22 protein-coding genes are annotated in these 13,724 nt (G+C 40.4%); all 22 read right to left on the bottom strand.

All coding sequences use genetic code 11. The features are described from left to right. Nucleotides 1-44: 44 nt before the first annotated feature. On the bottom strand, nt 45-518 hold the full coding sequence (locus HED67_RS09400; RefSeq protein ID WP_221718131.1) for an RNA dependent RNA polymerase: 474 nt from the start codon (nt 516-518) through the stop codon (nt 45-47). Nucleotides 519-774: 256 nt separating this feature from the next. Continuing rightward, on the bottom strand, nt 775-1,584 hold the full coding sequence (locus tag HED67_RS09405) for a hypothetical protein (RefSeq protein WP_221718132.1): 810 nt from the start codon (nt 1,582-1,584) through the stop codon (nt 775-777). Then, nucleotides 1,574-1,939 carry a hypothetical protein gene (locus HED67_RS09410; protein WP_221718133.1) on the bottom strand — a complete coding sequence of 122 codons (366 nt, stop codon included), beginning with the start codon at nt 1,937-1,939 and terminating at the stop codon, nt 1,574-1,576. Before HED67_RS09410 ends, HED67_RS09405 begins: the two co-directional genes overlap by 11 nt. Nucleotides 1,940-2,159: 220 nt before the next feature. Then, nucleotides 2,160-2,411 (bottom strand): hypothetical protein, encoded by a 252-nt coding sequence (locus HED67_RS09415; RefSeq protein WP_221718134.1) that lies wholly within the window; start codon nt 2,409-2,411, stop codon nt 2,160-2,162. Nucleotides 2,412-2,452: 41 nt separating this feature from the next. Then, nucleotides 2,453-3,298 carry a TIGR02452 family protein gene (locus HED67_RS09420; RefSeq protein ID WP_221718135.1) on the bottom strand — a complete coding sequence of 282 codons (846 nt, stop codon included), beginning with the start codon at nt 3,296-3,298 and terminating at the stop codon, nt 2,453-2,455. A gap of 28 nt (nt 3,299-3,326) precedes the next feature. Next, entirely contained in the window at nt 3,327-3,623 is a 297-nt protein-coding gene (locus HED67_RS09425) for a DNA gyrase subunit A (protein WP_221718136.1), read from the bottom strand. Between the two features lie 35 nt (nt 3,624-3,658). Next, on the bottom strand, nt 3,659-4,705 hold the full coding sequence (locus HED67_RS09430) for a hypothetical protein (protein ID WP_221718137.1): 1,047 nt from the start codon (nt 4,703-4,705) through the stop codon (nt 3,659-3,661). A 14-nt stretch (nt 4,706-4,719) separates the two neighbouring features. Then, complete coding sequence (locus HED67_RS09435; protein WP_221718138.1) at nt 4,720-4,956, bottom strand: hypothetical protein; 237 nt, start codon at nt 4,954-4,956, stop codon at nt 4,720-4,722. Beyond that, nucleotides 4,956-5,666, bottom strand: a complete 711-nt coding sequence (locus tag HED67_RS09440) for a metallophosphoesterase (protein ID WP_221718139.1) — start codon at nt 5,664-5,666, stop codon at nt 4,956-4,958. The genes HED67_RS09435 and HED67_RS09440 overlap by 1 nt, the downstream gene beginning before the upstream one ends. Nucleotides 5,667-5,689: 23 nt before the next feature. Next, on the bottom strand, nt 5,690-5,854 hold the full coding sequence (locus tag HED67_RS09445) for a hypothetical protein (protein WP_221718140.1): 165 nt from the start codon (nt 5,852-5,854) through the stop codon (nt 5,690-5,692). A 301-nt stretch (nt 5,855-6,155) separates the two neighbouring features. Beyond that, entirely contained in the window at nt 6,156-6,860 is a 705-nt protein-coding gene (locus tag HED67_RS09450; protein WP_221718141.1) for a PHP domain-containing protein, read from the bottom strand. Beyond that, nucleotides 6,853-7,623: a hypothetical protein gene (locus HED67_RS09455; RefSeq protein WP_221718142.1), complete on the bottom strand. Its 771-nt coding sequence runs from the start codon at nt 7,621-7,623 to the stop codon at nt 6,853-6,855. Before HED67_RS09455 ends, HED67_RS09450 begins: the two co-directional genes overlap by 8 nt. 40 nt (nt 7,624-7,663) lie before the next feature. Further along, entirely contained in the window at nt 7,664-8,047 is a 384-nt protein-coding gene (locus HED67_RS09460) for a hypothetical protein (RefSeq protein ID WP_221718143.1), read from the bottom strand. Continuing rightward, nucleotides 8,044-8,418 carry a hypothetical protein gene (locus tag HED67_RS09465; RefSeq protein WP_221718144.1) on the bottom strand — a complete coding sequence of 125 codons (375 nt, stop codon included), beginning with the start codon at nt 8,416-8,418 and terminating at the stop codon, nt 8,044-8,046. Before HED67_RS09465 ends, HED67_RS09460 begins: the two co-directional genes overlap by 4 nt. A 157-nt stretch (nt 8,419-8,575) precedes the next feature. Continuing rightward, nucleotides 8,576-9,421 (bottom strand): hypothetical protein, encoded by an 846-nt coding sequence (locus HED67_RS09470; protein WP_221718145.1) that lies wholly within the window; start codon nt 9,419-9,421, stop codon nt 8,576-8,578. 40 nt (nt 9,422-9,461) lie between these two features. Then, nucleotides 9,462-10,088, bottom strand: a complete 627-nt coding sequence (locus HED67_RS09475; protein WP_221718146.1) for a hypothetical protein — start codon at nt 10,086-10,088, stop codon at nt 9,462-9,464. A 36-nt stretch (nt 10,089-10,124) separates the two neighbouring features. Next, nucleotides 10,125-10,322: a helix-turn-helix transcriptional regulator gene (locus HED67_RS17540; RefSeq protein ID WP_334300937.1), complete on the bottom strand. Its 198-nt coding sequence runs from the start codon at nt 10,320-10,322 to the stop codon at nt 10,125-10,127. Beyond that, nucleotides 10,323-10,685, bottom strand: coding sequence for a ribosome silencing factor (gene rsfS, locus HED67_RS09480; RefSeq protein WP_015514205.1), 363 nt, complete (start codon nt 10,683-10,685; stop codon nt 10,323-10,325). It lies immediately after the preceding gene. A gap of 50 nt (nt 10,686-10,735) precedes the next feature. Continuing rightward, on the bottom strand, nt 10,736-11,323 hold the full coding sequence (gene yqeK / locus HED67_RS09485; protein WP_221718147.1) for a bis(5'-nucleosyl)-tetraphosphatase (symmetrical) YqeK: 588 nt from the start codon (nt 11,321-11,323) through the stop codon (nt 10,736-10,738). 72 nt (nt 11,324-11,395) lie between these two features. After that, on the bottom strand, nt 11,396-12,010 hold the full coding sequence (gene nadD / locus HED67_RS09490) for a nicotinate-nucleotide adenylyltransferase (protein WP_178440731.1): 615 nt from the start codon (nt 12,008-12,010) through the stop codon (nt 11,396-11,398). 24 nt (nt 12,011-12,034) lie between these two features. Further along, nucleotides 12,035-12,337, bottom strand: a complete 303-nt coding sequence (yhbY, locus tag HED67_RS09495) for a ribosome assembly RNA-binding protein YhbY (RefSeq protein WP_178440733.1) — start codon at nt 12,335-12,337, stop codon at nt 12,035-12,037. 14 nt (nt 12,338-12,351) lie between these two features. After that, entirely contained in the window at nt 12,352-13,632 is a 1,281-nt protein-coding gene (gene obgE, locus HED67_RS09500; RefSeq protein ID WP_178440735.1) for a GTPase ObgE, read from the bottom strand. Between the last annotated feature and the right edge of the window lie 92 nt (nt 13,633-13,724).

The raw sequence follows: 13,724 nt of genomic DNA on the forward strand, positions 1-13,724 counted from the left end.
ATCTTCTACTGCAACAACATCATATGCCTCTGCCATTTCATAACTCAGCTTATGTAAGAAATCTTTCCTCTGGTTTCAGATTTTTTCGTGACATAATGCAACACGTTTTTTCTGTCGGTAATCAGCTCATTGACGATTCGGCCTTCTTCACTGATTATTTCTCTCTCATAGACACCGGTCTTCACCGCTTCCGCTACATCCTGATCAAAAATAAGATTCACCAGATCGCCATCAAAATCCGCACCGCCTAAGCACAAAGGCGCCACTGATGAACGTGAAACCATCACAATACCTGTCAGATGGCCAAAATATTTTGTGTAAATATCATTTAAATAATAGGTATAATTTTTATAACTCGCATTTTTAGGATGATCTGCTTTCTGATAAATCGCAGCATCCGTTCTTACCATTGGCTTTAGCAGGCACTGCTCATTTCTTGACAAATGCGGACTTCTGAAAAAAGCATAGCTCTTATCATAATCCAAACCGTACACATCCGAGGCATCTATATACCGCATTTGATCTGTCTTTTCATCTTTGACTTCGACAGTTCCGACTGGCAGAAAAAAGCGTGACCAGTTCAAATACAATGTCACTTAGTTAAGCTTATTACAAATTAATGGATTTGTGTGCATCTAGCGTGAAAAAAATGTGGTAAACAAAAAAGAATAAAACAATCTTCATTCAAAAAAGATCATATAAATATCAGGCATGATGTTTTAATATCGATGTTATACATCGCCTGCATCAGTTTCCGCAGACAACAATACAAGACTATACCAAACTTTCTGTATTAATCTTGAAGATATTTTTCATCCTTTCTCCCTTCATTTTCCAATAGCTTTCCGCAAGTTCCATATAACGAACAACGTCTTTTCCTGATTTAATCTCTCTTTCTCCACTTTCTATCAATTTATCCACATAGCCTATACTATCTATCAAATACATATATTTGCAATATTCATATACATCATTAAATAGATTCAAAAAATTGAATAACGTTATCTTTAATTTATTTTTATTTTCTTCTGCGCTTCCTGATTTCGATTGTTTAGCCTGTGCCCTAGAAAATATATCCTGATCTAAATTTCTGTTATTAAAAAATTGATTCATATAATAAATATATTTATCAAAACGATCTAAATCTAGACCTCCTTTAAAATTATTCATTCCCGCTGTACACGGCATTAACGAGCAATTATTCAATGAATAATTTGCCTCCCAACATTTTTCTAACTGATTTAAATAATAATTTTTTTGCTTTCCATTATCAGAAAAATCTTGAATTATTAGTTTTTCATAATACTCGTATTTTGGTATTTTCTTTCCTTTTCCAAAATTAAAAACTATATCACCCGATATTTTGCAGCAATCGTCATCCTTACCAAACCAGAAACCAAATCCTTTTCCTACACGAACTAAAGTTATTTTACCAAACTTTTTCCATATATTTTTATTTAAATAGTATGGTATATATAAATTTTTCCATGTATAACAACATCTATCTGCTTCATCTGTTCCTTCAAAACATTTTTCTGGAATCTTTATTATATAATTCTCAGTTTTAGAATAGTTACCTTCCATCCTCCACCATCTCCACTTCATATTCCTCAATCGGCAACCATGCCCATACATACTCTAAGTCTATGGTCCCACCACGACTTTGTCTAAATTCACCAGGTGCTCCGTCCTTTGTTGCCAAAGTACCAGTATCCCAACATCCTGCCGACAAATGTCCTGTCCTTTCAACAATTAAACATACTTCAAAATCATCTGGCAAATCCCCATCCATGACATAATGGAAATCCTTCAATTCTACTGAAAGTTTTTGATGGAAATGGCATTCATCGTCAATATCAATCGCTAGCGATTTACGTGGAAATGGTGGAAAAGTACAGACGACCTTTTCTTGATCTTCTGTGTTTTCCATCCGTTGCATTAGTTTACACTCTCTACATTTCATCTTGTCCCATCCAAATACTCAATTATTTCAATTCTGCATCTTATCTTCTTAATTATCTCATATCTTTCAGTTATCGTAAATTAATTTTCATCATATTTATTATTATTTTGACATTTTTGTTAATGCTTTGCTATTTTCTTTCATTTTCACTTCTTCCCATTCAACCACAAGTTGAATGATTTTTCTTCTGAACCTGTTATACTTCAATATAAGTAATACAAATCCGTTGCACTATAGATGACAACTTTATAAACATGAAAGGTATGGGATAACGATGAGCAAATACAGAGAAACCCCTTGCAAATATTACATCAGCCACGGTGAATGTGCCAAAGGTCGCGATGCCGAACACAAAACCTACTTCCAGCATTGCAATAAATACTACCCACGCGCCAAAGTTCACTATATCAATAAGAAGCGCCAATACAATGAACGCCAGCGCAGCCAAATCACCCCCTGACACCAAACCGTGCCAGGGGATGTTCCATTTTATCGATTCAATTCTTTGGCAAAAGCTTCATAATTGGACGTATCTCTTGGTGAACAGTAGATGGCCAATTCTATGGTTTCAAAATCATAGATATGCGCTTCAATGGCTGCATGCATGGCTTTGGCCACCAATTTCGGAGGATTGGCAAAGGCGCCACAACCAAAAGCCCCCAAAATCACAACCTCTGATCCCAGCCATCTGGCCATATCCAGAATGCGATGAATCCGCTTCTGATAATTTTCATACAGCATCTGATCTGTCACTTTCTTTTCCCAATCCCGATCACGCTGTGACAGTAATCTCAAATTTGGTGCTGCACAACTGATCACATCCACATCAAACCACTCATTTTCCGGCAATGCGACAGGCATAGCCGTATCCTGCTTAAATACAGTGACACCTCTGGTAAGGATACAGTCATCGTTGTATAAAGCATCTATCTCTCCCGCTTTTAATGCCCATTTATGCTTTTTGTGAAAGGCATGCGTAATGGCATTGACTGACAGACATTCATATAACGTACTTGTTCGGCACAGACATTCTTCCTGCGCACTGGAACCTTTTTTCACACCGCCACCAGGATTCGTTGCCGAAGCAAAGTTGAGTACACAGACACGTTTGCCTTTATAAGCGGATGCCGCTTCAAAACTTCTTTTTTTAGATACAATCACCTCCGCCTTTTTCCCAGTGTCATGTGGCAGTGGTTTCAAATACTGCGCTGCATTTTCATCCGTAACCACCCGGTTATGTTGCCTGGAATAATTGATACTATTCATCAATCTCTGATTCGTATGGCACATAGATAAGGTATCTTCAAATATGTTAATCAATTCTACTCTGGACATTTTATTCACCCCTTGCATGTATTAAAAATTAATCTTTATCCTTGTCATATAAATCTATCTCAGCTTGCAGCTCATCCATTTCTACACTGATTTTGTCTTTTTCCATCTTTGAAAAAATGCGTACTCGCATATCTACAATTGCCTGTGCCTGGCATTCCTGAAATCCAAACAGATTCTGCAGCGATTTCTTTGCCATCCAAACATCTTGCGATTCATTAATCACAGATAGTATTAAATCATAATTATTTTGCGCCCACCTTATTGCTTCTAAGATAGTCAATCTTTCCCTTTTTCGGGCTAAACGCTCTGTAAAATCATCAGCCATTTCCCATACTCCTAATACCACTGTAAAAATTTCGACTAATCTGATTCCTCAATCGGAAATTGGTTGTACTGCAATCGTTTCAGCAGTTCTTCATCCTCCATAGAAAAGAAATCACAATTTCCACACACATTCAACAGGAGCTGTCCAAGCCTCATATCCGGATATTGCTTCCATACTATCTCTAATTTTGTAAGAATCTCCCGGATTCGTTCCGGCTTTCTTCCTGTACCTGAGAAAAGTGTATTCGATTCACGTTCATACAACACCTGTTTGATGTATTCCAGGAATCCTTTTCGTGGATCACCTTCATCAAGTGTCGCATATTCCAGCTCTGTAGGGCAGACATGCTCATGCGAAAAAACGGACAAATACTTATTCCCGTTAAACATAAGATTGACTGCAACCTGGAAATCTGAATAGTCGCCTTTTCGAGCCAAATCGCAATATTTTTCTTCCTCTGCATCATCCTTCGGGCCATCCACAATTCCAAGCAAGTCTGTGCCCACGATATGTACAATATCTCCCTGTCGGTACAATAACGGCAAATCCACATACCGATCTTCAAATCGATTCTTCACTCCTGTTTCATTTTGCTCAAAATCCAGTCCTTTATTTTTCTCATATAACCACAAATTTTTATGAAGATATCCCTGTTCGTCAAATTCAACAGCTCCAAATACACCATCCGTATCTCTTGCCTGTTTTTTACATGCCAATAATGCTTTCTCAATCCTAAATGGATCCCCTTCTTTTTTGCCGTCTAAATATGCTGCATCAAAACTGAGATAGATACCTTCAGTACTGTATCTTCCTTCATAAAGTACTGACAATTTGTAATAAGCATTACCATTACATTGCTTATATGCCTCATAAAATCTGTGATTTCTGTCCAGTCGTTCTGTAATCTGCCTCTGCAAGTTCGGATCTTCTGTCCGCTTTTTTAGTTCTAATAATGCAAAAATTTTCTCCGTGTGTGACATACCTGGTGCATGATAGATCAATGTCGCTTTGTCCCAATCCGACACGATCACACCATTTTCTTCTATAAACTTTTGGTAATCTTTAGACCTTATATAATCCATTTTCTTTACACCCTTTAGCTATTTTCATTCTCTTGACCATGCCAAAGAATTATCCAATCATCCTGTTGTGCATGATCTGGTTTTGATAGATCACCACTTTGTTTAAAACAAATTTCATTTCTAGCAACACAGTATTGAACACAATCCATATCCGTTGTGCACAAATCATTTTCACTATCATTTAGAAGCACTACATCTTTACGAATATGATTGTCCTGAATAATTTTCTCTAGAAGTTCAAAAGTCATCATCATTCCTCATCCGAATAAAACCGCTCTCCAGTTTCGATACACATGCAAGCCAATCGTCCGCTTTCGAATCCACTCCCACAATCCATAAGATACACATTCGACTTATCATTTTTCCATATCGAACACGACATTTCATCTAAAGAGACTAATTTGTGTTCCGCCCAGACGACACTACTGGCAGGCGTATGTCCCACAAATGAAATGTAACCATCAATGCCATAAAGAAAATAGTAATCAAGCGAACTGTTACCCATCAAGTAATATCCCCTTTTATGAATCACTGCCGGATGGGAAGTCATTGCATGGGCAAATAGATAGGATTTGCCATCAATTATCATTTCTTTTTGAAGCGGCAACTGTTGGATCTGTTCTGCTATATGAAGCATATCCGCTTGTGTCAGTCTCTTTCGCATCATTTCAAAAGTATTATACGCATAAGGCGCCATCTTTCGGCGTTTGCGTTCAGATTGTGCGTAATATTTCTGTACATAATCTGCCAGCCACTGGTCATGATTACCTCGTATCCATGTCAGCTCTCCCTGAATACCAGATAACATAAAATACACTTCTACCGGATCCGCTTCTGTACCACCGCGATCAAAAATGTCGCCCAGAACTATCAACGAATCTTTCGGTTTTATCTTTATCTGATTTAAAATACTTTGAAGTTTCTTCGCTTCATTGTGAATATCTCCGATTACATAATGCATTTTCTTCTCCTTCCCAAATATTTTTAATCCATAATATCCTCTGGTTTTTTTGCTTCTTCCAGTCTCTTTTCTGACAAGCTTTTTCTCCGACATACATCGGCATATTCCCGTGCATATTTCAATACCAGTTCCGGACAAAATATTTTTCCCATACTTTTATGACTAAGATAATCTCCCATCGCTTCCATTGCATATCTCAGTGCCTGTCTTTTGGGATTGTCTTCTATATATGGCGGAAATTCAACGTCCAGATACAACGGATTGATATGTTCATGCGACCAGATGCCAGATTCGGTAAGCCTGCTGCAAATAACCTGATCGTCCGAGAAATCTACATACCATTGGTTTTCTTCTATGCACTGCCAGTAACAATTCCAGTCTTCTTCTCCTTCTCCAAGAATATAATACTCACCATCTCTTACATCTTTAACTGGTAATCCTACTTGTAGCTCATTTTTTTAAAGCTCTCTCTCATCCACTGTGAAGGCACTAATTCAAACATCTTATTTCTTCTCCCATCCTCAATTCTGCCGTGCTGTGCGCATCGCATCCATAGATGATTTTCGCATCCGCCGGCACCAGTTTCCAAAACTCTGGCCTGTACTCCTTGGACTGCAATCTGCACATTGATCTGGCATTCTTTTCTAAGTAAATATTGCGATTCATGGCAATCTTAATCATCAGCTCTGAAATCCTGTCAAATGCCTCACACCAGTGGGTGTGTGCCTTAAATATTCGATCCGGATGCGCCACTACGTCAAAGAGTCCTGTATTCATTCCCTTAAGCGTCGCATTGCCCAGTCCGAAATAGGCCATTTCAGAATCATGAAAAAAGTACTGACCTCTGGATTCTTCATAATGATGCTGGCCAAGCATCAGCATATCGATTTCTTTATTCGCCCGCAATTCCTCGTAATAATCTCTGAAGGACGGCAGATATTCTATTTCCAGCCCCGTTTTAACTGTAATTTTATGACGATATTTTTCTTTTAAATACTTCAGTGACGCAAGATAGCTATCCAACTGTTCATAGGGCATGCGATTCGTAAAGGGATTCCCAAGAAATGGGGCATGGTCCGTAAAAATAATATATTTTGCACCCATTGCCACCGCTTTCCTGATATAGGCTTCATCCTGTTCATCGCTCGCATGCCCACACCGCCAGGTATGGACATGAAATAGATAGTTATACATCTCTGCCCTCTATTTGATCCATTTTCTTTTTCACATTTTCATAGTATGCATCATTCCAATCCCAGGTATAATCCTCGTCATATTCTGTCAATATGCTGCCGTCTCCTTTTTCCAAATCATAGACTTCATTATCCTCATTGACGAAAATACCTCGAATACCATATAAATCTACCAGATGTTCAAATGTTCCAATCGCAAACAGCCACTGGCTGGTTTTTGGTAATGCATAGGCATCTGCCAGCTTGCACGGTTTCTTTTCAAATTGTCTTTTTAAATCCAATAGTGTATGGTCGATTCGGTCTCCAAATACAGATGCCCGGGACATGTTAATGCCATTCATCTCCTGTGGAAAGAAAAAGATAGAGCGCTTTCTGTAATGTTCATACGTATCAATCATCTTTTCTGAAAATCCGTATTTTTTATAGATTCGTCGGATTGACAATAAACCATCTGCAGAGCACGGCACATCGGCTATCGATTCGTTCCAGTATCCATCCGGATCCAGATAAAATGCGTAGATCATGCGCCAGATCCATGCTTCATCATTGAAACCACTATCTAACATAAACAGATGCAGCAGATCTTTCATAACATCCACATTAAACTGATGCACCTGCGCGTATGTTTTTAATCCATCCGCGCAATGTACACGAATATTTTCACCAAATACTTCTTTTAAAATTTTATCTGACACATAAGTTCCTTTGTATTTTTCATAAAATGCGCTCTTTTTGTATAATCCTAAGATCTGTTCCTTTTCCATATGATTTTCTTCCCTTCTGCAATTTTCCAATATGCTGAATTTAAAATTCTTTGATATATTCCATAAATAAAATTGTCTCTGTCGCTGGGGTTTTGGCTGCAAATTGCGCCCGTTCGATACCATTTGTCAGCAACAACCGTTCCCAGATTTTTGAATATTGTCTGAAATCGAACTCGTTGTCATCCAAGATGAACTGATAGGCCTCCTGATAAGACAGCTTTTTCTCATCATACGCAAAAACAGCCGGAATACTTTTTTCTTCTTCTCTGTATGCCAGAAAAGAAAGATGATTTCTAAGATTTTTCGTCATATATTCATTGATGACTTCTAAGGTTTCCTCATATGAATTCCAATGACGACCCAGCTCTTCATTTTCTCTAATTGCCTGTGCGCTGATACCCAAGCTAAAATGATAATATCTCATCGCTTGTCCTCCTCTTCTTTTCTATCTTTTATTATACATTTTATGTCGTGTAAGAACTTACATTTTTTGAAGCCATCTCCGCGTATACCAAATTCCAAATTATTCAACGTCACCATCGAACCCCCATATCGGAAACCAAGACAAAAACTTTCTTCCTGCAATTTTGCAATTGCGCCAAATACCTGGTCTCGCTGATCAACTATTTCCTTTAACTCTTTGCTGTCCTTCACACTGGCTGCAATGTCAATGAGTTTCTGGATTGCCTGATCAACTTCTTTATTGGCCTCATGCAGAATGTCTCCTTCCGAAACCAGATATTGATAAAAATCCCTGGCCAAAAATTTTTCATCATCTTTTTTCCTATTCTCCATTCTGTTGCTTCATCCCCTTTTCTCTAATTGATATTGTCTTATCTTCTATGCTCTTATTCTACAGGATATTTTCATCCACGTATGGACAAAAAGTGGGACAAAAAAACTGCTGAATCAATATAGAAATTGAAACAGCAGTTTTTTGTTGTGTTCATAATTAATATGCCGAATTTGTTACCTTAAAACTCTTTAGCATTGCTATAACTTCCGCCTCCTGTTCCTCTGTAAATTGTCCCTCCGGTGCATGTGCCATGAAAACATGATACGTCAGATATTGAAACGAAAATGTCTCCAGCTGACCTGATCGTCCTACATATACTTTTTCTTTTTCAAAATTTTTAGGAAGAACCGCATACGATGTATAGTCACATGGTGACCAATCATCTTCTATAGTCCCCATCATTGTTGCAATATCATGGACTTTGGCAACCATAAACTTTCCAAGATACGAATAATCTTCATCTGTACCTTCCGGATATCCCGGTTCGAAATCTGAATCTGCTGCCTTCGTTAGCTCTGCTTTTGATGCTGCACGCCCATGTCCGCCAAGTAAATTTGGAAAATCCCAATATTCAACTGTCAGCCCCTCATCATTCTGTAATTCCACATGTTCTCTGATCACATCCGGTGCACTGTCAAGTTCTTCCGTCACCACTTTCCATCCATCCGGCACTTCAAACTGAAAGGTTGGATATTTTGTCTGATGCGCTTCACCCCATCTTGTGATATAAATTTTCTCTTCTTCTGGCCAATGATATTCCCAGAACTTCGGAAGATTTACCGTAAATAACGGTTGCTCAATTAAACCAGGTGCAATAACAGGTATATCTACCGCCAACGTTCCTGTTATCTCAGGGCCAATCTCCATATTCAATGCTCCGATATCCCGAATACCACTTGTCTTAGTTGACACTTTGACCGTTCCAACCACTTCGCCATCAACGCCGACTGACACATCGATTCCTGAACACCCGTATAATTTCACAATTAAATGTGCACTCACTCCTGCTGATGCATTCGCGGATACCTCAATTGCTTTAAATTCAATTCCTGGCGTCTAATGTTTCGTCTATAGAACCACCTGAGCCTATCAAACCGTCAGAATAATCTATTAAAACATCAACCGCCCCTGCACTTTTCACCGCCATGCTGCACTGTACATCCCCATGATCAATATTCATATCTATCTGAATCCATGCATTAATCCCTGCTTCTCCTGATAATGTAACCCCCTCATCTTTTATTTCTACTTCTGCGCCAAACATATAGTCACTGCTTGGCTTTACTTCAACCTCCGGCATTTGATATGTGGAGGTATCTGCTTCCATAGACATATTTCGAAATGACCCCTGCTGCTGACTTCCTACTTCAAGCCCATCTACTTGTTGAACGCTGACTTCTTCAAGCCCATTTTCTGTCAATTGCATGTATTTAACAATATGAGCTTTTTCAAACACATCTGTCAATAATGCCGGTTCTGTATAAAACACAAACTGGTTATTTTCTTTCTCTGCATCTATCACTCTCCGTATGAACCCAGCTTCTGCTTTCTCGATCATTCCCGAGACAATGACATCTCCTTTTTTATATTTCGGATTTTTCTCAAATACCAGCTTGTCCTCAGTCACTTCGACAGGCAGTTCATCAGCATCCATTTCACTGGTAATCACCCTGACATTTTCTTTGATGATCGTATCTCCATCTGTTTAACGAATAATATCCCCGTCAATGACGAGGATATCTTCGATACTTGTATGTAGTAATCGACTAAGTATAATGAAATTATCAAGACTTGGCAAAGATTTGCCGGAAATCCATTTATAAATCGCCTGTGATGTGTAGGATTGCAATACATATGGCACTACAAAAAAAGAATGTGACCAAGCACATTCTTTTATAACCACTTATTCTTCTGTCTCAAATTCACCTACTGAAACTTCCTTGCCATCTCTCCAGATTCTTTCCAGATCATAGAATGTTCTGGACTCGTCAGAGAAGATGTGTACGATGATATCATTGTAATCCATCAGGATCCAGTTGGCACTGCCGTAGCCTTCCACCTGACGTGGTTCATGACCGGCTCTTCCAAGGGCCTCACGAACGCTGTCAGCCATGGCCTGTACCTGATTGGTGTTGGAACCGCTTGCGATCACAAAATAGTCTGCAATAACAGATACACCGGCAATGTCAATGACACGAACATCATTGGCTTTCTTGTCTTCCAGTGCAGCAATTGCAAGTTTGGTCATTTCTTTAGACTGATTCATGCTTACCTCCATTTATTATCTGTATGCACATCATAAATCCGGATACAAATTCATCCTTCCGTATTCTCTGCACATTTCTGTAAGTAATAACTATAAGTAACTTCTGTGGCAGGATCGATCTCCCCGCCTTGATCACGCAGATAATCCAATGTCTGCTTCAGAATTTCGCAGACTGCCTGGTCAATGTCTGTAAATGCCAATTGACGAAGCCATGCAAGATTCGGTGCCTGATCCCGTCCCGGCTCAATATAATCCGCTGTAAAGACGATTTTCTCCAAAAGCGTCATATCCGGCTTACCTGTAGTATGCCACTCAATGGCGCTGAGGATCTCCGGATCTTCGACACCGTATCTGTGCCTGGCCAGCCATGCCCCAACTCTCCCGTGAAGCAGGAACGGATTTTTAGCCTCCACATCTGAAACAGGCAGATGGTGACTGCGGCACTTCTCCAACAGCTTCTCACCGGACATATGCTTAGCACAATCATGCAGCAAGCCTGCGTAGGACGCCTTTGTCAGATCTTCGCCATAACGCATGGCCAGACAAATGGATGTATAGCGCACACCGATGGTATGTCTGTATCGATGCGGATTCTGTTTCTGCTGCAACATCTCTTCAATTTCCTGTATTTCCATCATCAATCACCTCTTGAGCCTGCCCTTTCATTCAAAATCTGCCGAAAGATCCGCAAAAGGTCCGACTATCATCTTTTATTGATTGTACAGCTGATGTTCCTCTATATACTCACGCACACCTTCCGGAACCAAAAAACGTATGGACTGATGTTCCCTGACACGACGCCTGATTTCGCTGGATGACAGTGCAAGATCCGGAATATTCAGAAAACGGATATCCGCATGATATTTAACTTCCAGATAAGCCATCTGCTTTTTGAAAATATCATCCGGTGTATGATTCCGCATCGCTGCTAAGATCACACAATCCGACATGAGCACAGCCGGTTCATGCCATGTCTCGATCTGAAAGAGTGAATCTGCCCCCATAATGAAATAGTAGTCCGTATCAGGATGTGCGTTTTTCAGCTCCTCCAGGGTCACTGAAGAATAACTGTAACCCTCACGCCTGATTTCCATATCAGATATAGAGAAATATGGAATTCCTTCCACCGCCCGCTGAAGCATGGCCATTCTATGAACCGCCGGCGTGATGATTTTGTCTGTTTTGTGCGGCGGATCACCATTTGGCAGCATCATCACTTCATCCAGTCCAAAGCTGTGATAGGCATTCTCAGCCAGCGTCAGATGCACCATATGCACAGGATCAAAGGTACCTCCCATGATTCCGATACGTTTTCGTCGGCTCATCGCAAGCATCTCCTCCGACGTATATTATTTTTCAGGAAGAACAATCTTCTTTTTGTTATCCTTGCCTTCTTTATAAAGAACGATTTTTTTGCCAATGACCTGAACCACCTCCGCACGTGTACGTTCAGCCAGCATTTCTGCCATCTGGCGAGGATCATCAAGACAATTCTGAAGAACAGAAATCTTGATCAGTTCTCTCGCTTCAAGGGCTTCCGCTACAGCCTGTGTTAACTCAGGTGTTACGCTGGATTTACCAATCTGGATGATTGGTGTCATATTCATGGCAAGACCTTTGAGATATGCTCTCTGCTTACTGTTTTTAATCATCTGTATTAACCCTCTTATTTATAATAATCAAATTCCAGACCATACATACGGACCGTATCGCCCTCCTGTATGCCTGCCTTTTCAAGTTCATCAAGAATACCGTTTTCTTTCAGGAATTTCTGGAAGAAATCAAAACCTTTTTCAGATTCAAGATTCGTATAACCAAGCATTTTCTCAATACGCGGTCCCTCTACAACATAGACACCGTCTTCAACGCTGACTGTATACGGTTCCTCAACATCTGTATTCATAGGAACATATTCCGGTTCAAATACAACCGGCTCATCCCCAATCTGATCCAGCATCTCACGCACATAAAAGAGCAGTTCTCTGACTCCTTTGCCGCTGACTGCGGAAATAGGGAAAACCTTGATCCCCTTCGGCTCAAATTCTTCTCTTAACAATGTAATGGCATCGTCGTTCTCGCCCTCATAAAGGGTATCGATCTTGTTGGCAGCAATCACCTGCGGACGCTTCGCGATCTCAGGATTATAGGCTTCCAGCTCCGCATTGATCTTGTAAATATCATCAATCGGATCACGTCCCTCAACGCTGGCCGCATCCACAATGTGAATCATCACCTTCGTACGCTCAATATGACGCAGGAACTCAAAACCAAGTCCCACACCATCTGATGCACCTTCAATGATACCCGGAATATCCGCGATCACAAATCCTCTGCCATCCGGAAGATCCACAACACCCAGATTCGGATTCAATGTGGTGAAATGGTAATTAGCAATCTTCGGGCGTGCATTGGTTACACGTGAAAGGAAGGTTGACTTGCCGACATTCGGAAAGCCTACAAGGCCTACGTCCGCAATCACCTTTAATTCCAGGGTAACAACAAGCTCCATGGCTCTCTGACCCGGCTGAGCGTATTTCGGTGCCTGCATTGTTGCTGTTGCATAATGCTGATTGCCCTTACCGCCGCGGCCGCCTTTTAAAACAGTCACCCGCTTGTTGCCATGAGACATATCCGCAATAACACGTCCTGATTCAGCATCTCTGATAACCGTTCCTTCCGGTACTTTAATGATCAGATCTTCACCGTCTGCACCGTGGCAGCGGTTTTTACCGCCGTCTTCGCCGTTTGGTGCACAATATTTCTTCATATGACGGAAATCTGATAATGTATTTAAACCTTCGTCTACAACAAAAATAACGTCTCCGCCCTTACCGCCGTCGCCGCCGTTTGGTCCTCCTGCAGGAACGAAGAGTTCACGTCTGAAACCAACGTGACCGTCTCCGCCCTTGCCGGAGCGTATATATATTTTAACCTGATCAGCAAACATAAAAACACTCCTTCCTGCCAGAGCAGCCACATGCCGCGCTGCCTCTGTCTTTTAATTATCTACTGATTCAAAAAAACGACTTCAAATATCAA

The organism is Pseudocoprococcus catus (genome assembly GCF_019734885.1).
GTDB lineage: Bacteria > Bacillota > Clostridia > Lachnospirales > Lachnospiraceae > Coprococcus_A > Coprococcus_A catus.